This window comes from Allopontixanthobacter sediminis, from assembly GCF_009828115.1.
GTDB classification, from domain to species: Bacteria; Pseudomonadota; Alphaproteobacteria; order Sphingomonadales; family Sphingomonadaceae; genus Allopontixanthobacter; species Allopontixanthobacter sediminis.
This window is the reverse complement of record NZ_WTYL01000002.1, coordinates 209,049-232,930: the sequence shown is the minus strand read 5'-3', so window position 1 is coordinate 232,930 and position 23,882 is coordinate 209,049. Positions and strand designations below refer to the sequence as shown.

Here is a 23,882-nt window from a genome sequence, read left to right as displayed (position 1 = left end):
ACCTAGCCAACCGGAGCGTGAAGCGCCAGAGAGCTGAGAGGTGACGATTCGCCTCCCGGAATGTCAGTCAGGACAATAAGTTGGTAGATATGAACACAGGATCAAGTGGCGACCACAAGGCAGCGGTGCTGGTTACGGGCGGGGCCGGCTATATCGGCAGCCACGCCGTGCTGGCACTGCGCGACGGCGGTTGGCCGGTCGCGGTGATTGACAATCTCACCACCGGTTTCCGCTTCGCCGTACCCGAAGGCGTCGTATTTTACGAAGGCGACATTGAGGATGGCGCGCTGCTGGCACGCATCTTCGAAGAGCGCGGGATCGGGGCGATCATGCATTTCGCCGGTTCGGTAGTGGTGCCGGAATCGGTCGAGAACCCGCTAAAATATTATCACAACAACACCGTCAAAAGCCGCGCCCTGATCGATGCCGCGGTGAAGGCGGGCGTACCGCATTTCATCTTCAGCTCGACCGCCGCGACCTACGGCGTGCCGGAAACCTCTCCGGTTCAGGAAGATTCGCCCCAGGTGCCGATCAACCCCTACGGCTGGTCGAAACTGATGACCGAACAGATGCTCACCGATGTCGCGGCGGCGCACCCGATGAACTTCTGCGCCCTGCGTTATTTCAACGTGGCCGGCGCCGATCCGGAGGGCCGCAGCGGGCAATCCACCACCGGGGCGACCCATTTGATCAAGGTCGCGGTGGAAGCGGCGCTGGGCAAGCGGGACAAGGTGGCGGTGTTCGGGACCGATTACGACACGCCCGACGGTACGGGGGTGCGCGACTATATTCACGTCACCGATCTGGCGGCGGCGCATGTCCTGGCGCTGGAGGCGCTGATCGAACAGCCCGATCGCTCGATGAAAATGAACTGCGGATATGGCCGCGGCTTTTCCGTGCTCGAAGTGCTCGACGCGGTCGACCGGGTCACCAACCGCACGATCGAGCGCGATATGCAGCCGCGCCGCGCGGGTGATCCGGCATCGCTGATCTCCGACCCGTCGCGCATCGAGGCAACCCTGCCATGGCAGCCGCGCCATGCTGCGCTGGACGAGATCATCGCCCATGCCCTTCAGTGGGAACGCAAGCTGGACGACATCAGGCGCGACTGAACTGCCGTAAATTTTCGGATTGCGCCGCGTAGGGGCGGCGAATCTGTTGACTTCGCCGCGCCGCGCCCTTATCTGCGCGGCTTGAATTTCCGGCATCGGGGTCGAACTCCGGTGCTTATTTTTTTGGAACCCGACCCATGAAGATCCGCAACAGCCTCAAGTCGCTGAAGAACCGTCACCGCGATTGCCGCGTAATCCGCCGCCGCGGACGGACTTATGTCATCAACAAGACCAACCGCCGCTTCAAGGCCCGTCAGGGCTAAGTTGCTGGTGGTGCCGGTCCTTCGATAGGACCGGTCGTCTCGAATCGGCCCGCCTCCGGACAGGAGTGCGGGCCGTTCGCGTATCTGCGGCCCCGGTTCCGGGCGCCGGTTGACCAAGGAAGAAGTGCATGGCCGAAGCCGTAGTGTTCGATGTCGGGCGGGTGATCATCCAGTGGGACCTGCGCTGCCTGTTCGCCAAATTGATCGACGATCCCGCGCAGCTCGACTGGTTCCTCGCCAACGTGGTGACGGAGGAATGGCATTTCCAGCATGATGCCGGGCGTCCGCTGTCGGATATGGTGCCCGAACGAAAGGAGCAGTTCCCCGAATATGCGGACCTGATCGACGCCTATGCGGCGCGTTTCCTCGAAACGATTCCCGGACCGGTGCCCGGCACCGCGGCGCTGATCCGGGCGCTGCACGATGGCGGCATTCCGCTCTACGGGATTACCAATTTCGGGGCGGAATTCTGGGACATGTTCCGGCCAACCTGCGCGGAACTTTCCTACATGCGGGACATCGTGGTATCGGGCCGTGAATGCCTGGCGAAGCCCGACCCGGCGATATTCCGGCTGGCCGCAGAACGTTTCGGCCGCAGTCCGGGCGACATGCTGTTCATCGATGACAACGCCGCCAACATTTCGTCCGCCGCTGCCGAGGGCTGGCAGGTCCATCACTTCCGCGATGCACCCGCGCTGGCAGACGATCTGCGCAGCCGCGGCCTGATCGCATAACCGGAACGGAAAAAGGGCCCCCGGCAGGAATACCAGGGGCCCCAGAAAATCCCGTCCCCAGGATGGGTGGAGGGTCGGGACGGGATGTCGGCGGAAATTACTTGCCGTTGCAGGCAGCCAGTTCGTCCGCTTCGAGCGCCTTGTTACCGGCGGTGAAGCTGGTGATCTCGCCCAACTCGCGGGCTACACGCTTGCACAGTGTTACCGGGCGGGACGATGCCTTGGCAGCCAGGCAGGTGGTGCCTGCGCATTGCCAGACCACGCCGCCGATAATGGCTCTTTCTTCCGCGGCAGGCGCGGCAAATTCGGCGGTGTAATACGGGGTCGCGGCGCGGGCCTGCGTTTCGACCGGGGTGAGGGCGGCACCGAACGTCAGGCTGGTCCATACCAGCGCGAGGGTAACGGCACTGAACGAGCGGAATTTGGGGAGGGAGAAGGTCATGGCACGGTTCCTTGGATCGAATGGCGATTATGCGCTGGCAGTTCTTTTCGGCTCCGAATTGACAACCAGTTGCGAATCACTACCTACTTAATTAGATTGCAAGTTGCAACTAAAAACTTAGTTTGGGTTTTGTGACTTCAAAAAAACACGCTAACGCTACGGCGAGAGGGATTTTATGGGTGACCTGCGCGAGCCACTAAAGGAACTGACGGTCTGCGGACTGCCCGAGGCGCTGGAGACGATGGGCGAACGATGGTCGTTCATGATCCTGCGCGCGTCGTTCAACGGGCTCCACCATTTCGAGGAATTCCTCGGTGAACTCGGTATCGCCCGCAACATCCTGTCGAATCGTCTCGCGAAACTGGTCGATCACGGCATCCTCGACCGCGAACCGTGCCCCGACGACCGCCGCCGGATTGAATACCGGTTGACGGAAAAGGGCCTCGACCTGCTGCCCGCGATGCTGGCGCTGCGTCAATGGGGCCAGAAATACGGTTCCGAAATGGAGGAAAATCCGGTGCTTGTGGATGCGCGGGACCGCCTGCCGATCGGGCCGGTCTCGATCCTGGCGCATGACGGCCGGATCCTGGAATACATGGACCTGCACCTGCAGGCGCGTGACAAGGTCGGTGTTCGGCAAGACGGCACTCGCGCGGAAGAAGCCCGCGATGCCTGCGCCCCCGGTTGCTTCGCCAAGGTGGACAGCGCTTCCGGCAAACCGCGCAAGATCGCCGCCAACGGCTGAGGCTTCCTTATTACTGCCGCGTCATGTTGTAATCGATCCGGATTCGGACCCATTCGCCGACCTTCGACCTGCCGCCCACTCGCGGCGGGCGCACGCGGAACTGCCATGCCGCTGCCAGCACTGCGCGCCCGATTTGCGATCCGCGCGGAGACTCCGCTTCCAGCACACAGTCCTCGACCCGGTAATCCGGCACCGTCCGGCAATTGATCAGCCCCCATCCCGGACCGCTGGCAGTGGACAGGTAGCCGCGCAATTCATCCGGATAGGGTTCGCGGTACCACGCGGCGGCGTATAGCGGTTCGCCGTTCGGCCCGCTGCCGCTCACCCGCTCGCTATCGCCCGGAAAGCCGCGGTCGGGCGGGCCCATCGGACCCTTGCTAGCGGGGGCGGGCGGTCCGGGCTTCCTGCCGCTGATATCCGCCCGGACCATCTGGTCGCGGGTCATCGGGATGAAGGCAGGCGGTTTGAGCGCCGGACTGATTTCGGCGGGAGGAGGTTCGACAGGCGGGACCGGCAGTTCCACCGGTGCCGGCTGCGGCAAGGCCGAGGGCCGGGTTTCCGCGAATTCCGGTTGCTCGGTTTCGGCGGGGCTGGGGTCTTCTTCCGCATCGGGCCGCGCATCGAAACTGACCATTGCCACCGGGACCGGATCTTCCTGCAACACGCCGCTACCCAGCGTCAGCAGCGCCAGGATCAGCAGCACTTCCAGCGCGATGGCAGCGATCAGGCCGACCGCCTTGCGCCGCCGTTCGGGATCCTGGCCCAGCCGCAGCCGAGACCATGACCCCAGCCGCGCCCATTGACGGAACCGGGCGGCAGGCGCGCTTCGGGAATGGACCATGCAACCTCGACTTCAATCGGCGGGGGGCCGCCGCGGTGCCACATAGACGTGATCGCCGGGCAATTCCATGGCCGGATGGAGCGCCGCTATCGAAGGCCAATCGCGGGACCGTGGATTTCATGCTATCAAGTCTCGGTCTAGATGGTTTCCACAAGCGCACAAAGGAACCGGCCATGCCCGATGAACTTGCAGTTGTGCTGTCCGGCGGCGGTGCCAAGGGCGCGTTCCAGGTTGGCGTGCTGGACGAATTGATCACGGTCCGAAACGTGAAGATCGACATCTTCTCCGGCGTTTCCACCGGGGCGATCCAAGCGCTCGGCGGGGCGATGAATGATATGCCCGGACTGCTCGAACAATGGCTGTCGATCAAGGGCAACGGCGATGTCTTCAAGAAACGTCCGCTGGGCGCCGCAAGCGCGTTACTCGGCGCCGATTCGATCTACGATGCCGGGCCGATCAAGCGGAAGATCAAGGCCTATGCCGATCCAGCAAGGCTACGTCATGCTCGGCGCAAGCTGCGAGTCGGCGTCGTCAGCCTGGGCACGGGGCAATATGTCGAAGTGGACGAGAAGAACCCCGACATCGGCGATTGGGTCTATGCGTCCAGCGCGCAGCCGCCGTTCTTCCAGCCGCTGGAAACGCGGGACGCCAACGGCGTGACCGAACAATGGGTCGATGGCGGTGTGCGCAATGTGACCCCGCTCAATTCCGCGATGCGGCTGCGTCCGCGCGCGCTGCTGGTGATACTGGCGGCACCGCCCGCCCCGGTTCCCGAACCGGGCAGGACCTATGGCGACCTGGTCTCGATCGGTCTCCGCGCGGTGGGCATCCAGAGTAACGAAGTGGCGACCAACGATGTCGGCAACGCCATGTTGATCAACGATCTGATCGCCGCGCGGGAGGCCCAGGTGCACCAACTGATGAATATCGGCCTCAATCCGGTGCAGATCAGCCAGGCGCTGGCGCCTCTCGATATCCAATTGGCCCGGTACAGCTTTGCCCCGATCCGGATAATCGCCCCCGATGCCGGGTTCGACGCCGCCGATACGCTCGAATTCAAGCCGACGAAAATCCGTGCCGCGATCGCCGCAGGCCGGCAGGCCGTTACCGACCAATGGCCGGCCCTCCGTCTGTTCCTTAGGGTTTAGGCCGGGTTCATGCCCGCGGTGCCTGCCGCCGGTAGCTGAGCGCTTCGGCAATGTGAATCCGGCCAACCTGCTCCGTGCCCGACAGGTCGGCGATGGTGCGAGCCACGCGGAGCATCTTGGTGTAACCGCGCGCGGAGAGGCGCATGGCTTCGGCGGCCTGGAGCAACAGTTTGCGCCCCGGCTAGTTCGGGGCAGCAAAGGCTTCGAGGCCGTCGCCGTCCAGTTCCGTGTTGGTCCGCGCGCCCCGGCACGATCTGGCACTACGCCTCCACGCTACGCGCCTCCAGTCCGAGATAGGCCATTGTCCGGACGAACGCGATCACAATTACCCCTGTTTGTTCCCGGACCCTTAGGCCGCAGCGGCGGTCGATGTCGAGACATAAGTCGCTGAAATCTGCGGCACCGCTCCGCGTCAACTATTTCGCAACCATCGCCGGTAGCAAAGCGGCAAGGTGGGCAGCCTTAAGACTGGGCTATGCACCGCCTTTTCGCCTTTGCGCTGGCCCTTGCGGCAACCATAGCGTCGCCCCTCCAGGCGCAGGTGCTGTCGGTCGAAACCTATGTTGAGCAATGGGATCCGGCAGCCGGCGAATGGGTGCGCGTGTCGGAGGACGACAGGCCGCGAGCGGAACGGTTGTTGTCCGCACAGACGCAAGTACGCCAGCCCGCGATTGCGGTTTACGGGCCGTTCCGGGTGGACGACCCGAGCCGCGCATCGCTGGTCGGGGTAACCGGCAGCGCCGCTCCGCGGCAGTTCGCGGCGATGTTGCGCGATTTTCCCCGCATTGCCGCGCTCGAGATGGTCGAGTGCCCCGGGACCGAGGATGACCAGGCGAACATGCAGGTCGGCCGGATGATTCGGGCCGCCGGAATTGTCACGCATGTTCCCACCGGCGGGTCCGTTCGTTCCGGCGCGGTGGAACTGTTCCTGGCGGGAGCGGACCGCCGGATCGACGACGGTGCGGAGTTTGCCGTCCATTCCTGGCTGGATGACAGTGGCCGCGAGCCGCGCCATTTTGCATCCGATTCGCCCGAAAACCGGCTTTATCTCGACTATTACCGCGAAATGGGCATGGCGGAGGACGATGCGCGGGCGTTCTATGCCATGACCAACACCGCGGCTCACGCTGATGCGGTGTGGCTGACGGCGCAGGATATGCGCGGGTGGATCGGCCAGAATGACGATCCGGATGCAAGGGTTACGGCGGCTCCTGCGGCGCCAAATCCGGCGATAGCTTATCTTGACTTGTCGCGGAGCTTCCCCTAACCGGCGCGCTGCTAGAGGCAGCCCGTGCATGCGGCCCGCCCGTTTATTCTATTGAGGTTATCATGAAGCGGACTTTTCAGCCCAGCAATCTCGTGCGCGCCCGTCGCCACGGTTTCTTCGCCCGCAAGGCAACCGTGGGTGGCCGGAAGATTCTCCGCGCCCGCCGTGCCCGTGGCCGCAAAAAACTTAGCGCCTGATACGGCTGGGTCCGACGCGGGAGCGCCTGAAACGGCCGATCCTGCATCGATAGCACCCGGGGCGGCTGCCCGCCCGCAAGACCTGGCGGTACTGACCCGCCGCGCCGATTTCCTTTCCGCGAACCGGGGCCTGCGTATTGCACGTCCCGGTTTCGTTTTGCTGGCTTACCCCAACCAAGGGAAGGGCAAGCGATTCGGCATTACCGTCACCAAGAAGATCGGCAACGCGGTGGTCCGCAACCGGATGAAGCGGCGGTTCCGTGAATTGCTCCGCGATGCGCTGCCGCAGGAAGGGCTGGCGGATCACGATCATGTCCTGATCGGCCGCGAAGGCGGGATCGAACGGGATTTCGGCAGGCTGCGGCAGGAACTGACCCGCGCCTTGGCGAAAGCCAACGCCGGTGAGGGCGATCCGCCGCGCAGACATCCAGGAAAGCGCCGCCGAAAATGAAGCATGTTTTCATCTGGATCGCCAAGGGCTGGCAATGGGGCCCGTCACGAATTCTGCCGCCGTCCTGCCGCTATGCGCCGTCCTGCAGCGAATACGCGATCGAGGCGCTGGGAAAATATGGCGCGATCAAGGGTGGATGGTTGGCGGTTAAGCGTATACTGCGCTGCCATCCTTGGGGGGGCCAAGGGTACGATCCGGTACCCTGAACCACTCCCGATTTTGAAACCAATCTAGACGTACGGGATCCGATACATTGGATAATCAGCGCAATCTCCTGGTCGCCGTCGTGCTGTGCGGTCTGCTGCTTCTGGGCTGGGATGCCGGGATGAAGTGGTTCTATCCGCAGCCCGCACCGACGACGCAGTCCGCTACGCTGGAAGCCAGCAACGAAGCTGCCGATGCCGCCGCACCGGGCACGCGCACGCGCGAAGGCGGGCTGACCGATGCCGCCGCGATCGAGCAGGAGCGCACCGATCTGGTCACCTCGCTGGCAGCCCCGTCGCGGGTCAAGATCGATTCGCCCGAAGTTCTGGGTTCGATCAACCTGGTTGGCGCACGGATCGACGACATTACCCTGAAGACGCACCGCCAGACGGTGAAGAAGGACAGCGGCCCGGTGCGCCTGTTCTCGCCCCAAGGTACCCCGGCGCAGCAATTCGCCCAGTTCGGCTGGGTAGGCGAGGGCGTGGCGGTTCCCGACGCGACGACGGTCTGGCAGGCCAGCGCGGGTCCGCTGAGCGAGACCAATCCGGTCACGCTCAGCTGGGATAACGGCCAGGGCCAGCTGTTCCGGATCGCCCTGACGATTGACGAACATTACATGATCACCGCCGATCAGTCGGTGTCCAACGCCGGCGCGGCACCCGTCGTCGTCCGTCCGTTCGCGACTGTAAACCGCACCAGCGCAACCGCCAGCAGCGACACGTGGAACGTCCATTCGGGGCCCATCGGCGCCTTTGGCGATACGGTCACATTCGGCAATGATTATGACGACGTGGCCGAAGCCGGCACGATCACTCCGGAAGGCCGGGCCGGCTGGCTTGGCTTCACCGACATCTACTGGCTGTCGGCGCTGATTCCAGAAAAGGGCACCGATCCGGCGGTGGATTTCCGTTCGCTCGGCAGCAACATTTTCCGCGCCGACATGATCTACCAGCCGGTCACGGTGCCCGCGGGCAAGCAGTTCAGCCGCACCACCCGCCTGTTCGCCGGGGCCAAGGACACCACCGTTCTCGATGGCTACGAAGACGCCGGAATTACCAAGTTCGGCTATGCGATCGACTGGGGCTGGTTCGCCTGGTTTGAAAAGCCGATCTTCTGGCTGCTCAGCAAGCTGTTCAGCCTCGTCGGCAATTTCGGTGTCGCAATCATCCTGCTGACGGTGGTCATCCGCGGCCTGATGTTCCCGATTGCCCAGCGCGGCTTTGCCAGCATGGCCTCGATGAAGGCGATCCAGCCCAAGATGAAGGCGCTGCAGGAACGCTACAAGGACGACAAGCCGAAGCAGCAGCAGGAGATAATGGCGCTGTACAAGAAGGAAGGCGTCAATCCGCTGGCGGGCTGCCTGCCCATGCTGATCCAGATCCCGATCTTCTTCGCGCTCTACAAGGTGCTGATCCTGACCATCGAGATGCGGCACCAGCCGTTCATCCTGTGGATCAAGGATCTGTCCGCGCCCGATCCGGCGATGATCCTCAACCTGTTCGGCCTGCTCCCTTTCACCCCGCCAAGCTTCCTCGGCATCGGCGTGCTGGCGGTCCTGCTGGGCCTGACGATGTGGATGACCTTCAAGCTCAATCCGGCCGCGATGGACCCGATGCAGCAGCAGATCTTCAACATCATGCCGTGGATGCTGATGTTCGTGATGGCACCGTTTGCCGCCGGTCTGCTGGTGTACTGGGTCACCTCCAACATCCTGACGCTGGCGCAGCAGAGTTACCTTTATTCGAAACATCCGCAGCTGCGCGCGCAGGCGGACAAGGACAAGGAAGACGCCGAGTTAGCGAAGGCGCGCGGCGACGGACCTGACGGGAAGCAGAGCAAGACGTGAGCGATAGTGAAGCCCGGCCTGACGTTAGCGGTGCTGAGGAGCGCGAGCGGGAACTGCTTGCCCGCCGCGCATCCAAGTTGTTTTCGGGCCGGGTCGATTTCCTGCTGTCCGCCCCGCAGCTGAAATTCCTGCCCGAACCGACGGTGCCGGAAATCGCTTTCTGCGGGCGCAGCAATGTCGGCAAATCCTCGCTCCTCAACGCGCTGACCGGCCGCAGGTCGATTGCCCGCGCCTCGGTAACTCCGGGCCGCACGCAGGAACTCAACTTCTTCGAGGTTGGTGAACCGACGCTGTTCCGGCTGGTCGACATGCCGGGCTATGGCTTCGCCAAGGCGCCGCCGGCGGTGGTCGACAAGTGGAAGAAGCTGGTCAAAAGCTACCTTCGCGGGCGGCAGGTGCTGCACCGCAATCTGGTGCTGATCGATTCGCGCCACGGCATCAAGGAAGTCGACCGCGACATGATGCAGATGCTGGACGAAGCTGCCGTGGGCTACCGCGTGGTGTTGACCAAGGCGGACAAGATCAAGGCCAGTGAACTCGACGCGGTGATCGAAAAGGTCGCCGACGAAGTCCGCAAGCACCCCGCCGCGTTCCCCGAAATGCACGTCACCAGCGCGGAAAAGGGGATGGGAATTCCCGAATTGCGCGCCGCTGTGCTATCGGACGCCGGGGTCTGACCGCTTCCGACCGTTTACCGGCGCTGCGAACTGACCCGAATCACGACCGACACTCCCTCCGAATTGAACCTTTAGGAAACGACACTTAATGCCGCCATTCAAACAGCCGAGCTTCCAGGAACGCACCGCCATGGCCGAAAAGGCCAAGCTGGCAGCGCTCGAGAAGATGAAGGCCAAGCCCCCTATCAGCGAAGAAGTACTAGCCGAACGCAAGGCCGCCCGTCTCGCCAAGGAAGCCGCGCAGGCCGCTGCCCGTGCCGAGAAGCAGGCCGAACGCGAGCGGGAAAAGGCGGAGCGTGAAGCCGCCAAGGAACAGGCTGCCGCCGAAGCCGCCGCCGCTGCCGCTGCCGCGATCATTCCGGAAGCTACCGAAGAAGAAAAGAAGGCCGCCCGCGACGAGCGTTACGCCGCCCGCAAGAAGCGCAAGAAAAAGAAGTAAGCCTACTGCTCGAACCCGACGAATACCGCCGCTTCGTCCACGCTCTTGCGGGACGAGACGACCGCGTTTGCCGGGAAGTCTTCGTCCGGCCAGCCGAGCGCGATCGACTTCATGATCACCTGGTCTTCGGCAATCCCGGCGTGTCCGCGCACGACCGGGCTCTGCATGATACCCTGGCTGTTGATCACCGCACCCAGCCCGCGTGACCAGGCCGCGTTGACCAGCGCCGTGGCGACCGCGCCGCAATCGAAAGCGGTGTCGTCGCTGCCGCTCAGCACCTTGTCGTAGGTCACGATCACGCAAACCGGCGCATCGAACTGGCGGAACCCGCGCAGCACCCAGTCCTGCCGGCGGTTGGCGTCGTCACGCTCGATCCCCATCGCGCCGAACAATTGTTTCGCCACCCCGATTTGGCGTTCGCGGTGCACGCCGCCGAACGCCTCGCCGGTACGGAATTCCCGGCTCTGGGGCACTCCGGCGATCATCCGCTCGGTGTTGCCCGCGCGGATCCGGTCGAGCGGTTCGCCGGTAATGACATAGAAATTCCACGGCTGGGTGTTCATCGAGGACGGCGTGCGCATGGCGATCTCGAGCACTTCGCGGATCAGCGTCTCCGGCACCGGATCGGGCTTGTATCCGCGGATCGAGCGGCGCCCCAGAACTACGTCGTCATACTTCATCACGGGCCTTTCGTGCTGCCGGAATGCGCGCATCCATACAGCTTGTGCCGGGCGGCGAAAGGGCCTGCGATTTCCCTTTCCCAGTCTCGACACTGCTAGCCTGAACGCCTATCGCGGCGACTTGGCGGGATGTAAGGTGCGCGAATGAAGCTGATTATCGGCAACAAGAACTATTCCAGCTGGAGCCTGCGCGGGTGGCTGGCATGCAAGCAGTCCGGCCTGTCGTTCGAGGAACTGACCGTCAACATCGGCGGCGAGGAATGGGAAACGGTCAAGCGCCAGTCGGGCGAGATCATGCCCGCCGGCAAGGTACCGATCCTGTGGGACGGGGAAACCGTCATCTGGGACAGCCTCGCGATCATGGAATACCTCGGCGACAAGGTCGGGCGCGACCGGTACTGGCCTAAAGATGACGCGGCGCGCGGCATGGCGCGGTCGATGGTCGCCGAAATGCACAGCAGCTTCCTGAGCCTGCGGCGGACCTGCCCGATGAATATGCGCAGCCGCCATGACGGCCTCCAGCTGCCCGACGAATGCAAGGTCGACATCGTCCGCATCCTGCAATTGTGGGCGGAGGCCCGCGCCCGGTTCGGACAGGGCGGCCCGTTCCTGTTCGGCACATTCGGCGCGGCGGACATCTTTTTCGCCCCCGTGGTCAGCCGTTTCGTCACCTACCGCATCGGCGTTCCCGGCTTTGCCGAGGCCTATATGCAGGCGGTGTGGGAACATGAATGGATGCAGAGCTGGGTCAGCGCAGCAGAGGACGAACAATGGGTTCTGGAACAATACGAAGTCGCGCCCGCCACCTGATTGCCGCCCTCGCGCTGGCATTGACTGCCTTCATCGCGGTGCCAGCGGCGGCGTGGGGCGAATTCGGTCACCGGACCACCGCCGATGTCGCGCTGGCCAATGTGAAGCCCGAAACGCGGGCCGCGATCGCGCGGCTGCTTTCTTACGAGCGCCAGATCGGGACCCCGGACTGCGCGCTTCGCAGCTTGCAGGACGCCGCCGTGTGGCCCGATTGCGTGCGGCGCGAAGGTTGGCGCTGGGGCTTTACCGCAGCGTGGCATTACCGGACCGCGCCGATCTGCGAGCCGTATAACGCGCGCAGCAATTGCAGCGGCGGCAATTGCGTTACCGGTCAGATCGAGCGCAACCAACGCATCCTTGCCGACGAAAGTCTGCCGCCCAATGTCCGGCTGGAAGCGCTTACGTTCCTCGTCCATTTCATCGGCGATGTGCATATGCCCCTGCATTCCGGCGACAAGGACGACCGCGGCGGGAATGACCGGGTGACCGAATACGGGATCGTGCCGGGGCTGAACCTGCATTCCATCTGGGACAGCACGCTGGCGGAGCGCGCGATCACTTCGGCCCGGCCCTCGCTGATCCGCCGGTATGACGCGGCAGAACGCGCTGAAATCGGCGGCGGGGATCCGGCGGAATGGGGCCGCGAGAGCTGGCAGCTGGCCCGTGACTTCGTCTATCCGGGCGCTTTCGACCAGGATGTCTGCGCAGGCGATCTGCCCAAGGAAGCCGCGCTCTCCCAGGAGGGTATCGTCGCCGCGATACCCATTTCGCAGCGGCGCATCATTCAGGCCGGGGTCCGGATGGCGGCCATGCTGGACGAGGCCTTCGCGCCCGGTCCGCTGGCGGTCCCGGAACGCCGCGAGTAATCCGGATCAGCGCAGCGCGCCGTAAATAAACCAGCATCCCACGAGAGCCATGATCACTGACAGGCTGCGCCGGAAGCCGGCGTTGGCCGCGGGGCTGGTGACAAAGCCGCGCAATCGTTCCGCGCCAAATACCAGGGCCAGGTGGATCAGCGTGGCGATCACCACGCTGGTCATGCCGAGCACCAGGATCTCGCCAAGTCCCGCCTGCGGGCCGGAGGTGAATTCCGGGACCACGGAAATGAAGAACAGCGCCGCCTTGGCGTTGAGCAGATTTATCCCGACCCCCGCCGCGAAGTCACGCCGGGGCCGGCGGTGGGCCACCGCAATCGGGGAGGATTCGCCGCTTTCCAGCCAGCCGCGCCATGCCAGCCAGAACATCATGGCTCCGGCGGCTATGCCGGCCCAGCTGGCGATTGCGGGGACGTGGGTCAGCAAGGCGTTCAGTCCGGCGCTGGAAAATGCGGCGTTGATGCTGAGGCCAAGCGCAACCCCAGCCACGGCCGCAATGCCCGCGCGCCGTCCGTCGGCAAGCGTCAGCGAGACCAGCCAGGCCATGTTGGGCCCCGGCGTAATCTCGATCAGCAGCACCGCCAGCGCGAAACCGAGCCAGTCCAATCCGAAACCCTCTCTGCCCTCGTCGGGCTACCGTGTGCGTTCCGAACCGTAGGGGGTCCCGTCCCTGCGATAATAGCCATGCTCGTCGAAAATCATGTCGATATCGGAATAGGCCCCGCCGGACAGTTTCTCCCCCGCGCCGACGACCAGGAACACGCAGTCCGTGTCGCCCAGGTTGCGCAAGTGATGCCCGTTCCCGTCGGCCGCGGGAAAGGCCGCGATGTCACCGGGCCGCAGCAGCGTCTCGCCATCATCATCCACCAACACCGCTTCGCCCGAGATAATCACCAGCAATTCGTCCTCGTCATCGTGCCAATGGCGCTGCGATGACCATGCTCCCGGTTTCAGCACGACATGGCTGGCGCCAAGATAGGTCAGCCCCGCAGCCGGGGCGAGCCGGCGGTACCATCGGTCCTTGACGGCGGCATCGAACGGCGGGGGATAGCCGGTCGCGTTGGTTTGCGGAATTGCGGCGAGATCGACTTTGGGCATAGGGCGGTGCCTCCTGATTGGAACTCGTGCTGGAAAGCGGCATCACAGTGCTTTAGGCACATTTCGATGACCGACACCAGCCACGCGCTTTCCGCCGCCGACCATTCCGCCTTGGCCTATGCCCAGCGCCTGATCGCCGCCGAAAGCGTGACCCCCGCCACCGGCGAGGTGTTTTCGGTAATGGAAGCCCTGCTCCAGCCGCTCGGATTCGAGATTATCCGCTTCATCAAGGGCGAAGCGCCCGACGGGCCGGTAGAAAACCTGTTCGCTATCCGGCGTGGGCCAGCGGGCAGCCGCCATCTTGCCTTTGCCGGGCACCTGGATGTGGTCCCCCCTGGCCCGGCCTGGTCGAGCGATCCTTTCATTCCCGCGATACGCAGCGCGCCGGGCGGGGACCTTTTGTACGGGCGCGGAGCGGTCGACATGAAGGGCGCGATCGCCGCCATGGTCGCCGCTGCGGGGCAAGTCCCGGCGGATGCGGGGACCCTCAGTTTCATCATCACCGGCGACGAGGAAGGCCCGGCCACTTACGGCACCAAAGCGATCATCGACCTGATCCGCCAGCGGGGCGATGTGCCGGACCTTTGCCTGGTAGGGGAACCGACCTCGGTCAACCGGATGGGCGACATGATGAAGATCGGGCGGCGCGGATCGGTCAATATCTGGCTCGAAGTGGCGGGCACGCAGGGCCATGTCGCCTATCCGCACCTGGCCGACAATCCGATCCCCCCCATGGTCCGCATCCTGGCCGAACTCGACGCGCTGGAGCTGGACGAGGGCACCGACTGGTTCCAGCCCTCCAACCTCGAAATCACCGATCTGGAGGTCGGCAATCCCGCGCATAACGTCATTCCGGAAACCGCGAAGGCGCGTGTCTCGATCCGCTTCAACGACCGGCACAGCGGGGCGTCCCTGTCCGAAATGGTGACCGCGATTGCCGTGAAGCATGGCGGCACCGCCCTCCCGGTCATTTCCGGCGAGCCGTTCCTCACCCCGCCGGGCGAATTTTCCGTGATGATTGCCGCAGCGGTCAAAGCGGAAACAGGGATCGAGCCGGAAGCCTCCACCACCGGCGGCACCTCCGATGCGCGGTTCCTGCGCGCGCTGTGCCCGGTGATCGAATTCGGGCTGGTGAACGCGACCATGCATAAACGCGACGAAGCGGTGGCCATCGCCGATCTGGATGCGCTAGGCCGGATCTATCGCCGGATCGCGCTTGCGGCACTCGGCCGGGAATTTCAGGGGAACCCAGAATGAGCACTGACGCAGCAGAGATGGCGGCCGAAGCCGCGCCGATCGGCCACGGCAAGCTGCAATGGCGTATCCTGATCGGCTTCGTCGCAGGGCTGACCGCCGGGCTGCTTGCCTATACCTTCGCGCGTGATGCCGAATGGATCGGCACGATCATTACCTATGTGACCGGGCCGATCGGGCAGATTTTCCTGCGCCTGCTGTTCATGCTGGTGATCCCGCTGCTGTTTTCCGCGCTGGTAGTCGGCATTGCCGAAATGGGCGAGATACGCGCGCTCAAGAAGATCGGCCTTCGCACGCTGATCTACACCGTCATCGTGTCGAGCATCGCGGTCCTGATCAGCATTACAGCGGTTAATTTGCTGCAACCGGGCGCCGGCGTCGACCGGGCGGAAGCGCAGGATCTGCTGGCGCAAGGCGGCGAAGGCGCGGCCAGCATCGTGCAGGCGTCTGCGGAAAGCGATGCCGGGGTCAACCAGCTGATTGCCATCGTCCCGTCCAACATCATTTCCGCCATGTCGAACAACGACATCCTGGCGGTGATGTTCTTCGCGCTGTTCTTCGGTATCGGCTTGCTGCTGGTCCAGACCCGCCGCACGGAAACGCTTAAGGATGCCATCGAAGGGGTGTTCGAAGTGGCCATGCGGCTGATCGGGCTGGTCATTCAATTGGCCCCGATCGCGATCTTCTGCTTCATGTTCAATCTGAGCGCGCAATTCGGCTGGGACCTGCTGTTCAAGCTGGCGGCGTTTGTCGGGGTGGTCCTGCTGGCGCTCGGCATCCAGATGTTCGGCGTGTTCCCGCTGCTGCTGAAATTCCTCGGCAAGAAAAGCCCCATCGCCTTCTTCAAGCAGACCCGCGAAGCAAGCCTGATGGCGTTTTCGACCGCCAGTTCCAACGCCACGCTGCCGACGGCGCTGCGGGTCGCGGATATGGAGTTGAAACTGCCGCGCAAGATCGCGCGCTTCGTGCTGACCATCGGCGCCACCGCGAACCAGAACGGGACCGCCATGTTCGAAGGCGTGACGGTGCTGTTCCTCGCCCAGTTCTTCGGCGTCGACCTGACGATCACGGACCAGATTTTCGTGATGATCATCTGCATCCTGGCCGGGATCGGCACCGCGGGCGTGCCGGGCGGATCGCTGCCGGTGATCGCACTGATCCTGGGCGGGGTCGGGGTGCCGCCGGAAGGGATCGGCCTGATCCTCGGGGTGGACCGCTTCCTCGACATGTGCCGCACGACGCTCAACGTGATCGGCGATTTGGTGGCTGCACAGGTCATCTCCGCCACCAGCGGAGAACTCGACGGGGTAACCGGCGGTGAGACTAGCGCGGCGGCTCCAGGACTTTCTTCCTGAAGCTGCACAGGTCCACCACCGGGCAGCGCCAGCATTCCGGGGTGCGCGCCTTGCAGGTATAGCGCCCGTGCAGGATCAACCAGTGGTGGGCATGGCGGCGGAACGGCTGGGGGACGCGCTTTTCCAGCTTCGCCTCGACCGCTTCGGGGGTCTTGCCGCTGGCGAGGCCTGTGCGGTTGCCGACACGGAAAACATGCGTGTCGACCGCGAAGGTTTCGTGCCCGAAGGCGCAGTTCATCACCACGTTGGCGGTCTTTCGGCCCACCCCGGGCAGCCGGGTCAGCGCGTCGCGGTCGGACGGGACTTCGCCGCCGAATTCGTCGACCAGCATCCGCGATAGTTCGATGACGTTCTTGGCCTTGGAATTGAACAGACCGATTGTCTTGATGTAGTCTTTCAGCCCGTCCTCGCCGAGTTCGATCATTTGCTGCGGCGTCTTGACCCGTTCGAACAAAGCCCGCGTGGCCTTGTTAACGCCGACATCGGTTGCTTGCGCCGACAGCGCTACCGCCACCACCAGCTGGAAATTGTTGCCGTATTCCAGCTCGGTTTCCGGTTCGGGATTATCCTCGGCCAGACGGCGGAAAAATTCGAAAATCTGGTCTTTCGTCATCGGATTGCGGTCACAGCCCCAGCACCTGCTCCATGGTGTAGCGCGCCGGAGGCTTGCCGATCAGCCAGGCCGCCGCCTTCACCGCGCCGCGCGCGAAGATCATCCGGTTTTCGGCGTTATGCGTCAGGGTGATGCGTTCCTCGTCGCCTGCGAAAATGACGCTGTGATCGCCCGCAACCGTGCCGCCGCGCAGCGAGGCAAAGCCGATCGCGCCCGCCGCCCGCGCGCCGGACTGGCCGTCCCGCCCGCGCTCCGAATGGGCGGCAAGGTCGATCCCGCGACCCTTCGCCGCTGCTTCGCCGAGCAGCAGCGCGGTGCCGGACGGGGCGTCGACCTTCATCCGGTGGTGCATTTCGACCACTTCGATATCCCAGTCATCGCCCAGCCGCGATGCTGCCTCGCTAACCAGATGCGCCATCAGGGTGACGCCCAGCGAGGTGTTACCGGTTTGAAGGATGGCGACGGTATGCGCCGCTTCCCCGATGGCCGCGTGGTGTTCCGCGTCGAGCCCGGTGGTGCCGACCAGCAACGGAATGCCCGCCGCAATTGCCGCGTCCAGATTGCCCTGCAGCGCGGCGGGAGCGGAGAAATCCACCAGCGCATCGGATTTCGCGGCCAGCGCGGCCACGTCGCCGCCCCTGTCGATACCGCCCGCCAAATCGTGGCCTTCTCCCTTGACCGCTGCCACCAGCGCCTGGCCCATGCGGCCCTCGCTGCCGATAATGCCGATCGCGGCCATGCTGTGTCCCCTTCAGAGGTCTGGATGGGCGCCCAGCACCTGCCTGGCCCCGGTAACGCTGAGATGATGGCTGCCGAAATAGGGCGGATGCCCGCCCGCGACAATGGCGGTTTTTTCGCCCTCATTCGCACATCGGCCGGACCGGGGCCTGCCGCGCTTCGCATAGGGGTTGCGCCCTAACGTTGGATGGTAAACATTCAGGGGATGGGTACAGAAACTTCCAACATCGTGATCCTCACCGGCGCCGGTGTCAGCGCGGAAAGCGGGATCGACACGTTTCGCGCCGCCGGGGGCCTGTGGGAACAGCACCGGGTGGAGGATGTCGCGACGCCCGAAGCGTTCGAGCGCGATCCCGAACTGGTGCTGCGGTTCTATGACATGCGGCGTGAGGCGATCCAGACCAAGCAGCCCAATGCCGCGCATCTGGCCTTGGCGCGGCTGGACCGTGAATGGTCGGCCCAGCCGGGCCGCAGCGTCCTGATCGTGACCCAGAATGTCGACGATCTGCACGAACGGGCGGGCGCGGAGAATGTCCTGCATATGCACGGAACGCATCTCAATGCGTGGTGCACCGCCTGCGACGCCCGGCCGGGCTGGACCGGTCCGCTGATCCACCGCCCGCCCTGCCCGGAATGCGATAGCCCGGCGCTGCGGCCCGACATTGTCTGGTTCGGAGAAATGCCTTACCGGATGGACGAGATCTATGCCGCGCTGGGGCGGGCGGACCTGTTCGTTTCCATCGGCACGTCCGGCGCGGTGTATCCGGCAGCGGGGCTGGTGCGGCAGGCGCGAGACCTTGGCGCCCGGACGCTGGAACTGAACCTGGAGCGGAGCCAGGGTTCGCGCTGGTTCCACGAAACGCGCCTCGGCCCCGCGACCAAGGTGGTCAGCGAGTGGGTGGACGAGTTACTCGGGGGGTGATCCGCAGGCCCGGCAGGCGGGGTCCTTGGCTAGGTTGAGCGTCCGCATCGCGGGTTTCATCCCGTCGAGCAGGTGCAGCTTGCCATATTGCGGATCGCCGAACGCGGCCTTGCCGGACAGCAGCAAGCGCACGGCTTGCAGTGCGGCGAAAGTGCCCGCCCATCCCGCCATCGCGCCAAGCATGCCGTCCTCGGCGCAGGTATCGCAGTCGTCCGCATCGAACGCATCGCCGACGTAGCAGCGGTAACACGGCTGGTCCTGCAGGTGACCGGCAAAGGCGGCAACCTGGCCCTGGAAGCGGCCCACCGCCGCGCTGAGCAGGGGCACGCCCGCCGTGACGCAGGCGTCGGAAATGGCCAGCCGGGTGGCGAAATTGTCCGTCCCGTCGATCACTAGGTCGGTGCCTGCAACCAGCGCCGCGGCGTTACCCGAAGTGACCCGGTCATCGCGAATTGTGACGATGATCCGGTTGTCGAAATTGGCCAGCCAGCCGCGCGCCGCCACCGCCTTGGAATGGCCGATATCGCGCTGGGTAAACAGGGTCTGGCGCTGGAGGTTGGAAAGCTCGACATCGCCGTCGTCGATCAGGGTCAGATGGCCGATACCCGCACCGGCAAGATATTGCAGCACCGGGCTACCGATCCCGCCGAGCCCGACCAGCGCGACATGCGCCTGCACCAGCGCGACCTGCCCTGCGCCGCCCATTTCGGGGATGACGATGTGCCGGGCAAAACGGTCGAGGCGGTCGGGTGACAAGGACATGACGCGCCCTTACGCGGGGTAACCACTGCCTGTCGATATCCCTGTGGAGGGGGATAGGGACAGGCAGTGGTTCACCGGTGGAGCGACCCGAAGCGCTCTCTCTTTATTTCTCAGCTTTCCAGCTGCCGGAGCAAACTGCGGACGTCCCCGTCCATATCGGCGTCGCGGGTGCGCAAATCCTCGATCAGGCGCACGGCGTGGATGACGGTGGAGTGATCCCGTCCGCCGAACTTGCGGCCGATTTCGGGATAGCTGCGCGGGGTCAGCACCTTGGAAAGATACATCGCCACCTGGCGCGGGCGGACCACGGCACGGGCGCGGCGCTTGCTGCTCATTTCGGACCGGTCGATCCGGTAGAACTGGCACACCGTGCGCTGGATTTCGTCGATCGTGATCCGGCGGCGATTGGCGCTGAGGATGTCGGTCAGCTGTTCCTCAGCCAGTTGCAGCGACACGGTCTGGCCGGTCAGCTGGGCGTAGGCGATCAGTTTGTTAAGACCGCCGACCAGTTCGCGGACATTGCGGGTAATGGTCCGGGCGAGGAATTCGATCACGTCGCCAGGCACTTCGAGCGGGGCGAAGCGGGTCAGTTTCGATTCGAGGATCTTGCGGCGCAGTTCGATATCGGCGGGCTGGATATCGGCCACCAGGCCCATCGACAACCGGCTGAGCAAGCGCGGTTCGACCCCGTCGAGCGCCTGCGGGGCGCGGTCGGCGGCAAACACCAGCCGCTTGCCTTCGGCCAGCAGCGCATCGATCGTGTAGAGTAGTTCTTCCTGCGCGGAAGCCTTGCCGATGATGAACTGGATATCGTCCACCAGCAGCAGGTCGAAACTGCGCAGGCGGGCCTTGAATTCCATCATCTGGTTCTGTTTCAGCGACTGGACGAATTCGACCATGAAGCGTTCGGCGCTGCAGTAGAATATGCGCGCCCGCGGATGCGCCGCCAAATAGGAATGGCCAATCGCGTGCAGCAGGTGCGTCTTGCCCTGGCCGGTTGCGGCCTTGAGGTAGAGCGGGGAGAATTGCGGCGTTTCGGTGGCCGCCATGCGCTGAGCCGCGTTGCAGCCGAGAATATTGGTCTCGCCGGTCACGAAAGCGGCGAAGGTCAGCGACGGGTCGAGGCCGACCGATGAGGTAAAGCCTTGTTGCCCGATGGTGCCCGCAGCGATCAGCGACGGATCGCTGCCGTCGTTGGCCGGACGGCGATTGCCTGCATAAGTGCGGCTGCCATAGGCGCCGGACAGATCGTCGGAATAGCCGCCGCCGTGCAGGGTCATTTCCGGCAGCTTGCGGCGACCGGGGTGAACGGCGATGCGAACCTGGCGCACTTCGCTGCGGGCAATTTTCCAGGCTAGCGAAAGGCGGTCGGAAAAACGGTCCTGCACCCAGTTGGCGGAAAAATCGGTCGGCAGGTAAAGATCGAGGGTGCCGGTGTCCTTGCAGAAACCGCCAAGCTGGATCGGCTTGATCCACTGGCTGTGCAGTTGATGGCCCAGATCCTTGCGCAAGCCCTGGCTGATGTCGGACCAATCGGCCGCCAGGTTTACCGCTTCGAGATCTTCCATGCTGTCGTCATTGCCTTTGCGTTTCGCCTCACCCGCGCTCATGTCTTTGCTCGCCATCGATTTTCCAGATCCCACCACTTCATCGCCCGCTTTTGCGCTGGCAACGCTTATCCAAAAAAACTCCGATAGCTACGGCGCAACTGCGCAGGTTCACGGTCAAGTTCCGCGAACACAGCTACGCCGTTCCCGGGAATCTACTTTCCCCGGGGCTGCCCCCTATCGGCAAATGATATTTAGGACTCGGACTGTCCAGTCCCGAGCCGGACTGGTGTTATGAACCGGATTTTCGGTGACGCAATAGTATTGACCGTAAAAAATCTGAAATAAAGCGGTTGACTCGGTTCAACCCCGCAGAGCTGCGTTTAACACCCTGTTTACTCTGGATTTTGACCTTTTTGAGAGCGCGAATCGCGGGATTTCCTAGGGGTGTTGCAAAGTATAGATGTAACTGGGCGGTAACAAAAAAGGCCGGCGCTAAAAGCACCGGCCCAATCCTGATTTCAAAGCCGGCCGATGGCCCGCGATTTTGGTCGATTCTTGACGAATCGTCGTCCGAATCAGAGAGCGGCAACCCGCTTGGACAAACGCGACATCTTCCGCGAAGCCGTGTTCTGGTGAAGGACGCCGCGCGCAACGCCGCGAGCCAGTTCAGGCTGGGCTGCCTTCAGGGCTTCTGCGGCAACGGCCTTGTCGCCGCCTTCGATGGCCGATTCGACCTTCTTCACGAAACCGCGGATACGGCTCATGCGGGCACCGTTGATTTCGGCGCGCCGGTCGTTGCGGCGGATACGTTTGCGGGCTTGCGGCGAATTGGCCATGTCTGTCCTTTATCGGGCCGCCACATGAGCGGCCGGAAGCTTAGAATTTGCAAATACGAAAAACGGCAGTTTCCCGCCGGAAAGCGCGCCCCTTACAAAGCACCGGGCGAATCGTCAAGTTTGTTTGGGAGTTTGGTTTCTCTCACGGCCAGTTCGCTGCGCTCACGCCTCCGAGGGGCGGGCTGGCCGCCCGGCGCGCGGTCGCGCTTGCGGTCCGCTGGTCGCGTACCGGGCAATTCCACACCAACGGCGATGCGCCTGATCTTGGCCGCGGCAGCCGAAGGGCAACTGCCCGCCGCGCGGTTAGCGCGGAAGCCTGAGGGAGCGAATGCGACCGCCGGCGCCTGAGGCCAGACAAAAACCGGTCGAGGTGCCCACGCCCACGCTTGATTCCTCATCCCTCCCTCACTTCTGGCACTTCGGGCAATACCAGGTGCTGCGGCCGCCCTGTGCAATCCGCTTGATCGTGCCGCCGTCGCCCCGTTTGCAAGCCTCGCCTTCGCGGCCGTAGACGTCGAAGCGGGTCGCGAAATAGCCGAGTTCCCCGTCGGGCCGGGCATAGTCCCGCAAGGTGGATCCGCCGTCCTCGATCGATTGCAGCAGCACTTCCCGGATCGCCGGGACCAAGCGGGCGAGCGCGGGGCGGGTTACTTTTCCGGCGGGCTTGTCGGGCCGTATGCCGGCGCGGAACAGCGCTTCGCATACATAGATATTGCCCAGTCCGGCGACGATGCCCTGGTCCAGCAGCAGCAGCTTGACCGCCTGCTTGCGGTCTTTGAAGGCGGTCCGCAGATGGTCCGCCGTCAGGTCCGGGCCGAGCGGTTCCGGACCCATGGCGGCGAAGGCGGGCCATTCATCCAGCGCGCCGGTATCGACAAGGTCGACCCAGCCGAAGCGGCGCGGATCGCATAGCGCGAAGCGGTGATCCGCGGTTTCGAGGATGAAATGGTCGTGCTTGTCCGGAGCTTCGGGATCGATCCGCCAGCGGCCGCTCATGCCCAGGTGAAAGACGATGCTGCGCGCTCGGTCGGTATGGATCAGGCCGTATTTCGCGCGCCGGCCAAGACCGGTGACGCGCGCTCCGGTAATCGCCTGGACCAGGTCCACCGGGAACGCACGACGCATGTCCGCGCGGTTCACCGCCGCGCGCACGATCCGCTGTCCATCGAGGAAACGCGCAAGCCCGCGGACCGTGGTTTCGACTTCGGGAAGTTCAGGCATTCGGGAGTTCCGGCATCAGGCCCTCTAACACCCTTTCCGGCGGGGGCAATTGCCCGTAAGGCGGCGCGTATGAGTGATCAGGTTTCTTTCGGCTACAAAGATGTCGATGCGAGCGAGAAGACCGCCCTGGTGGGCGAAGTCTTTTCCAATGTGGCTGCCAAATACGACATCATGAACGATGCGATGTCGGGCGGGATGCACCGGTTATGGAAAGACCGCTTCGTGCGGCGGGTCAAACCGCAGCCGGGCGAGGCGATCCTCGACATGGCCGGGGGCACCGGCGACATCGCTTTCCGGATGGCGGCGCGCGGCGCGGACGTCACCGTGTCCGACATCAACCAGGAAATGCTCGACGTGGGGATCGAGCGCGCGATGGAACGCGGGATCGACGGGCTCGTCTGGTCACGCCAGAATGCCGAGGAGCTTGGCTTTTCCTCCCGCACATTCGACGCCTACACCATCGCGTTCGGAATCCGCAACGTGACCCATATCGACCGTGCGCTGGCGGAAGCGCACCGGGTGCTGAAACATGGCGGGCGGTTCTACTGCCTCGAATTTTCGACCACCGAATGGCCCGGATTCAAGGACGTCTACGATCTCTATTCGCACCGGTTGATGCCCAAGCTGGGCAAGCTGATCGCAGGCGACGAGGACAGCTACCGTTACCTCGCCGAATCGATCCGCCGATTCCCCCGGATGCCGGAATTCGAAGGCATGATCCGCGCTGCCGGCTTTGCCCGGACAAAGGTCGAACCGATCCTTGGCGGCGCGGTCGCCATTCATTCCGGCTGGAAACTGTGAT

General features: G+C 64.0%; 29 protein-coding genes and 1 pseudogene. 18 read left to right on the top strand and 12 right to left on the bottom strand.

Annotation, left to right across the window (positions count from 1 at the left end; all coding sequences use genetic code 11):
- The first annotated feature begins 89 nt into the window (after window positions 1-89).
- From galE to GRI65_RS06875, 3 genes are all read left to right on the top strand, one after another.
- The gene (gene galE / locus GRI65_RS06885; RefSeq protein ID WP_160755806.1) at window positions 90-1,112 is read left to right on the top strand and encodes a UDP-glucose 4-epimerase GalE; all 1,023 of its coding nucleotides are present in this window, start codon (window positions 90-92) and stop codon (window positions 1,110-1,112) included.
- Between the two features lie 137 nt (window positions 1,113-1,249).
- Complete coding sequence (gene ykgO / locus GRI65_RS06880; protein WP_007165381.1) at window positions 1,250-1,375, top strand: type B 50S ribosomal protein L36; 126 nt, start codon at window positions 1,250-1,252, stop codon at window positions 1,373-1,375.
- 128 nt (window positions 1,376-1,503) lie between these two features.
- The gene (locus GRI65_RS06875; RefSeq protein WP_160755805.1) at window positions 1,504-2,109 is read left to right on the top strand and encodes an HAD-IA family hydrolase; all 606 of its coding nucleotides are present in this window, start codon (window positions 1,504-1,506) and stop codon (window positions 2,107-2,109) included.
- A gap of 97 nt (window positions 2,110-2,206) precedes the next feature.
- On the opposite strand, the gene GRI65_RS06870 is transcribed toward GRI65_RS06875, so the two are convergent.
- Window positions 2,207-2,551: a CC_3452 family protein gene (locus GRI65_RS06870; RefSeq protein ID WP_160755804.1), complete on the bottom strand. Its 345-nt coding sequence runs from the start codon at window positions 2,549-2,551 to the stop codon at window positions 2,207-2,209.
- A gap of 175 nt (window positions 2,552-2,726) precedes the next feature.
- On the opposite strand from GRI65_RS06870, the gene GRI65_RS06865 reads away from it, so the two are divergent.
- Window positions 2,727-3,296 (top strand): winged helix-turn-helix transcriptional regulator, encoded by a 570-nt coding sequence (locus GRI65_RS06865; RefSeq protein WP_160755803.1) that lies wholly within the window; start codon window positions 2,727-2,729, stop codon window positions 3,294-3,296.
- 10 nt (window positions 3,297-3,306) lie between these two features.
- On the opposite strand, the gene GRI65_RS06860 is transcribed toward GRI65_RS06865, so the two are convergent.
- Window positions 3,307-4,137 (bottom strand): hypothetical protein, encoded by an 831-nt coding sequence (locus GRI65_RS06860; protein ID WP_232843989.1) that lies wholly within the window; start codon window positions 4,135-4,137, stop codon window positions 3,307-3,309.
- A gap of 173 nt (window positions 4,138-4,310) precedes the next feature.
- Here GRI65_RS06860 and GRI65_RS06855 point away from each other — a divergent pair, with 173 nt between their 5' ends.
- Window positions 4,311-5,285 carry a patatin-like phospholipase family protein gene (locus tag GRI65_RS06855; RefSeq protein WP_160755802.1) on the top strand — a complete coding sequence of 325 codons (975 nt, stop codon included), beginning with the start codon at window positions 4,311-4,313 and terminating at the stop codon, window positions 5,283-5,285.
- Window positions 5,286-5,292: 7 nt separating this feature from the next.
- Here GRI65_RS06855 and GRI65_RS06850 read toward each other — a convergent pair.
- Window positions 5,293-5,565, bottom strand: a pseudogene (locus GRI65_RS06850) (magnesium chelatase subunit ChlI family protein); the annotation flags it as partial.
- 195 nt (window positions 5,566-5,760) lie between these two features.
- Here GRI65_RS06850 and GRI65_RS06845 point away from each other — a divergent pair.
- The 7 genes from GRI65_RS06845 (at window position 5,761) to GRI65_RS06815 (ending at window position 10,366) form a co-directional block, all read left to right on the top strand.
- Window positions 5,761-6,552, top strand: a complete 792-nt coding sequence (locus tag GRI65_RS06845) for an alpha/beta hydrolase (protein ID WP_160755801.1) — start codon at window positions 5,761-5,763, stop codon at window positions 6,550-6,552.
- 62 nt (window positions 6,553-6,614) lie between these two features.
- Window positions 6,615-6,749: a 50S ribosomal protein L34 gene (gene rpmH / locus GRI65_RS06840; protein ID WP_160597292.1), complete on the top strand. Its 135-nt coding sequence runs from the start codon at window positions 6,615-6,617 to the stop codon at window positions 6,747-6,749.
- An 82-nt stretch (window positions 6,750-6,831) separates the two neighbouring features.
- Window positions 6,832-7,200, top strand: coding sequence for a ribonuclease P protein component (gene rnpA, locus GRI65_RS06835; protein ID WP_232844060.1), 369 nt, complete (start codon window positions 6,832-6,834; stop codon window positions 7,198-7,200).
- Window positions 7,197-7,406 (top strand): membrane protein insertion efficiency factor YidD, encoded by a 210-nt coding sequence (gene yidD / locus GRI65_RS06830; RefSeq protein WP_160755800.1) that lies wholly within the window; start codon window positions 7,197-7,199, stop codon window positions 7,404-7,406. The genes rnpA and yidD overlap by 4 nt, the downstream gene beginning before the upstream one ends.
- A 47-nt stretch (window positions 7,407-7,453) precedes the next feature.
- Window positions 7,454-9,250 (top strand): membrane protein insertase YidC, encoded by a 1,797-nt coding sequence (yidC, locus tag GRI65_RS06825; RefSeq protein WP_160755799.1) that lies wholly within the window; start codon window positions 7,454-7,456, stop codon window positions 9,248-9,250.
- A 53-nt stretch (window positions 9,251-9,303) separates the two neighbouring features.
- Window positions 9,304-9,927 (top strand): ribosome biogenesis GTP-binding protein YihA/YsxC, encoded by a 624-nt coding sequence (gene yihA, locus GRI65_RS06820; protein ID WP_160756515.1) that lies wholly within the window; start codon window positions 9,304-9,306, stop codon window positions 9,925-9,927.
- An 88-nt stretch (window positions 9,928-10,015) separates the two neighbouring features.
- Window positions 10,016-10,366, top strand: coding sequence for a DUF6481 family protein (locus tag GRI65_RS06815; protein WP_160755798.1), 351 nt, complete (start codon window positions 10,016-10,018; stop codon window positions 10,364-10,366).
- A gap of 2 nt (window positions 10,367-10,368) precedes the next feature.
- Here GRI65_RS06815 and GRI65_RS06810 read toward each other — a convergent pair whose 3' ends face one another.
- Complete coding sequence (locus GRI65_RS06810) at window positions 10,369-11,046, bottom strand: nitroreductase (RefSeq protein ID WP_160755797.1); 678 nt, start codon at window positions 11,044-11,046, stop codon at window positions 10,369-10,371.
- A 144-nt stretch (window positions 11,047-11,190) separates the two neighbouring features.
- Between GRI65_RS06810 and GRI65_RS06805 the strand changes: the two genes are divergently transcribed.
- Together GRI65_RS06805 and GRI65_RS06800 are read left to right on the top strand one after the other, a co-directional pair.
- Complete coding sequence (locus tag GRI65_RS06805; RefSeq protein WP_160755796.1) at window positions 11,191-11,856, top strand: glutathione S-transferase family protein; 666 nt, start codon at window positions 11,191-11,193, stop codon at window positions 11,854-11,856.
- Window positions 11,817-12,722, top strand: coding sequence for a S1/P1 nuclease (locus tag GRI65_RS06800; protein ID WP_160755795.1), 906 nt, complete (start codon window positions 11,817-11,819; stop codon window positions 12,720-12,722). Before GRI65_RS06805 ends, GRI65_RS06800 begins: the two co-directional genes overlap by 40 nt.
- A gap of 6 nt (window positions 12,723-12,728) precedes the next feature.
- Here GRI65_RS06800 and GRI65_RS06795 read toward each other — a convergent pair whose 3' ends face one another.
- Together GRI65_RS06795 and GRI65_RS06790 are read right to left on the bottom strand one after the other, a co-directional pair.
- Window positions 12,729-13,337, bottom strand: coding sequence for a LysE family translocator (locus GRI65_RS06795; RefSeq protein ID WP_160755794.1), 609 nt, complete (start codon window positions 13,335-13,337; stop codon window positions 12,729-12,731).
- A 27-nt stretch (window positions 13,338-13,364) separates the two neighbouring features.
- Window positions 13,365-13,829 (bottom strand): cupin domain-containing protein, encoded by a 465-nt coding sequence (locus GRI65_RS06790; protein WP_160755793.1) that lies wholly within the window; start codon window positions 13,827-13,829, stop codon window positions 13,365-13,367.
- A gap of 66 nt (window positions 13,830-13,895) precedes the next feature.
- Here GRI65_RS06790 and dapE point away from each other — a divergent pair, with 66 nt between their 5' ends.
- Complete coding sequence (gene dapE, locus GRI65_RS06785; protein WP_160755792.1) at window positions 13,896-15,086, top strand: succinyl-diaminopimelate desuccinylase; 1,191 nt, start codon at window positions 13,896-13,898, stop codon at window positions 15,084-15,086.
- Entirely contained in the window at window positions 15,083-16,438 is a 1,356-nt protein-coding gene (locus GRI65_RS06780; RefSeq protein WP_232843988.1) for a dicarboxylate/amino acid:cation symporter, read from the top strand. The genes dapE and GRI65_RS06780 overlap by 4 nt, the downstream gene beginning before the upstream one ends.
- Here the strand turns inward: GRI65_RS06780 and nth are convergent.
- The gene (nth, locus tag GRI65_RS06775) at window positions 16,407-17,051 is read right to left on the bottom strand and encodes an endonuclease III (RefSeq protein ID WP_160755791.1); all 645 of its coding nucleotides are present in this window, start codon (window positions 17,049-17,051) and stop codon (window positions 16,407-16,409) included. The genes GRI65_RS06780 and nth overlap by 32 nt on opposite strands.
- A gap of 10 nt (window positions 17,052-17,061) precedes the next feature.
- Window positions 17,062-17,790 carry a 4-hydroxy-tetrahydrodipicolinate reductase gene (gene dapB / locus GRI65_RS06770; RefSeq protein WP_160755790.1) on the bottom strand — a complete coding sequence of 243 codons (729 nt, stop codon included), beginning with the start codon at window positions 17,788-17,790 and terminating at the stop codon, window positions 17,062-17,064.
- Window positions 17,791-17,994: 204 nt separating this feature from the next.
- On the opposite strand from dapB, the gene GRI65_RS06765 reads away from it, so the two are divergent.
- Window positions 17,995-18,711: an NAD-dependent deacylase gene (locus tag GRI65_RS06765; protein ID WP_160755789.1), complete on the top strand. Its 717-nt coding sequence runs from the start codon at window positions 17,995-17,997 to the stop codon at window positions 18,709-18,711.
- Here GRI65_RS06765 and GRI65_RS06760 read toward each other — a convergent pair.
- The 4 genes from GRI65_RS06760 to mutM all read right to left on the bottom strand — a co-directional run bounded on the left by GRI65_RS06760 (window position 18,697) and on the right by mutM (window position 23,080).
- Entirely contained in the window at window positions 18,697-19,473 is a 777-nt protein-coding gene (locus GRI65_RS06760) for a HesA/MoeB/ThiF family protein (RefSeq protein ID WP_202391215.1), read from the bottom strand. The two genes, GRI65_RS06765 and GRI65_RS06760, sit on opposite strands and share 15 nt — an antisense overlap.
- Before the next feature lie 110 nt (window positions 19,474-19,583).
- Window positions 19,584-21,098 carry a chromosomal replication initiator protein DnaA gene (gene dnaA / locus GRI65_RS06755; protein WP_160755788.1) on the bottom strand — a complete coding sequence of 505 codons (1,515 nt, stop codon included), beginning with the start codon at window positions 21,096-21,098 and terminating at the stop codon, window positions 19,584-19,586.
- Window positions 21,099-21,598: 500 nt separating this feature from the next.
- A complete protein-coding gene (gene rpsT, locus GRI65_RS06750; protein ID WP_160755787.1) occupies window positions 21,599-21,859 on the bottom strand; it encodes a 30S ribosomal protein S20 in 261 nt (86 codons plus the stop codon).
- A 405-nt stretch (window positions 21,860-22,264) separates the two neighbouring features.
- Window positions 22,265-23,080, bottom strand: a complete 816-nt coding sequence (mutM, locus tag GRI65_RS06745) for a bifunctional DNA-formamidopyrimidine glycosylase/DNA-(apurinic or apyrimidinic site) lyase (RefSeq protein ID WP_160755786.1) — start codon at window positions 23,078-23,080, stop codon at window positions 22,265-22,267.
- Window positions 23,081-23,149: 69 nt separating this feature from the next.
- On the opposite strand from mutM, the gene GRI65_RS06740 reads away from it, so the two are divergent.
- On the top strand, window positions 23,150-23,881 hold the full coding sequence (locus GRI65_RS06740) for a class I SAM-dependent methyltransferase (RefSeq protein WP_160755785.1): 732 nt from the start codon (window positions 23,150-23,152) through the stop codon (window positions 23,879-23,881).
- The last annotated feature ends 1 nt before the right edge of the window (window position 23,882 follow it).

Coding starts and splice junctions, on each gene's coding strand:
- GRI65_RS06805 (WP_160755796.1), top strand. CDS start 11,191: ATGAAGCTGATTATCGGCAACAAGAACTATTCCAGCTGGAGCCTGCGC.
- dapE (WP_160755792.1), top strand. CDS start 13,896: ATGACCGACACCAGCCACGCGCTTTCCGCCGCCGACCATTCCGCCTTG.
- GRI65_RS06760 (WP_202391215.1), bottom strand. CDS start 19,473: ATGTCCTTGTCACCCGACCGCCTCGACCGTTTTGCCCGGCACATCGTC.
- yidD (WP_160755800.1), top strand. CDS start 7,197: ATGAAGCATGTTTTCATCTGGATCGCCAAGGGCTGGCAATGGGGCCCG.
- rpmH (WP_160597292.1), top strand. CDS start 6,615: ATGAAGCGGACTTTTCAGCCCAGCAATCTCGTGCGCGCCCGTCGCCAC.
- mutM (WP_160755786.1), bottom strand. CDS start 23,080: ATGCCTGAACTTCCCGAAGTCGAAACCACGGTCCGCGGGCTTGCGCGT.
- dapB (WP_160755790.1), bottom strand. CDS start 17,790: ATGGCCGCGATCGGCATTATCGGCAGCGAGGGCCGCATGGGCCAGGCG.
- GRI65_RS06790 (WP_160755793.1), bottom strand. CDS start 13,829: ATGCCCAAAGTCGATCTCGCCGCAATTCCGCAAACCAACGCGACCGGC.
- GRI65_RS06780 (WP_232843988.1), top strand. CDS start 15,083: ATGAGCACTGACGCAGCAGAGATGGCGGCCGAAGCCGCGCCGATCGGC.
- ykgO (WP_007165381.1), top strand. CDS start 1,250: ATGAAGATCCGCAACAGCCTCAAGTCGCTGAAGAACCGTCACCGCGAT.
- nth (WP_160755791.1), bottom strand. CDS start 17,051: ATGACGAAAGACCAGATTTTCGAATTTTTCCGCCGTCTGGCCGAGGAT.
- GRI65_RS06855 (WP_160755802.1), top strand. CDS start 4,311: ATGCCCGATGAACTTGCAGTTGTGCTGTCCGGCGGCGGTGCCAAGGGC.
- rpsT (WP_160755787.1), bottom strand. CDS start 21,859: ATGGCCAATTCGCCGCAAGCCCGCAAACGTATCCGCCGCAACGACCGG.
- galE (WP_160755806.1), top strand. CDS start 90: ATGAACACAGGATCAAGTGGCGACCACAAGGCAGCGGTGCTGGTTACG.
- GRI65_RS06845 (WP_160755801.1), top strand. CDS start 5,761: ATGCACCGCCTTTTCGCCTTTGCGCTGGCCCTTGCGGCAACCATAGCG.
- GRI65_RS06870 (WP_160755804.1), bottom strand. CDS start 2,551: ATGACCTTCTCCCTCCCCAAATTCCGCTCGTTCAGTGCCGTTACCCTC.
- GRI65_RS06815 (WP_160755798.1), top strand. CDS start 10,016: ATGCCGCCATTCAAACAGCCGAGCTTCCAGGAACGCACCGCCATGGCC.
- GRI65_RS06810 (WP_160755797.1), bottom strand. CDS start 11,046: ATGAAGTATGACGACGTAGTTCTGGGGCGCCGCTCGATCCGCGGATAC.
- GRI65_RS06860 (WP_232843989.1), bottom strand. CDS start 4,137: ATGGTCCATTCCCGAAGCGCGCCTGCCGCCCGGTTCCGTCAATGGGCG.
- GRI65_RS06865 (WP_160755803.1), top strand. CDS start 2,727: ATGGGTGACCTGCGCGAGCCACTAAAGGAACTGACGGTCTGCGGACTG.
- GRI65_RS06875 (WP_160755805.1), top strand. CDS start 1,504: ATGGCCGAAGCCGTAGTGTTCGATGTCGGGCGGGTGATCATCCAGTGG.
- GRI65_RS06740 (WP_160755785.1), top strand. CDS start 23,150: ATGAGTGATCAGGTTTCTTTCGGCTACAAAGATGTCGATGCGAGCGAG.
- GRI65_RS06800 (WP_160755795.1), top strand. CDS start 11,817: ATGGGTTCTGGAACAATACGAAGTCGCGCCCGCCACCTGATTGCCGCC.
- dnaA (WP_160755788.1), bottom strand. CDS start 21,098: ATGGCGAGCAAAGACATGAGCGCGGGTGAGGCGAAACGCAAAGGCAAT.
- GRI65_RS06765 (WP_160755789.1), top strand. CDS start 17,995: ATGGGTACAGAAACTTCCAACATCGTGATCCTCACCGGCGCCGGTGTC.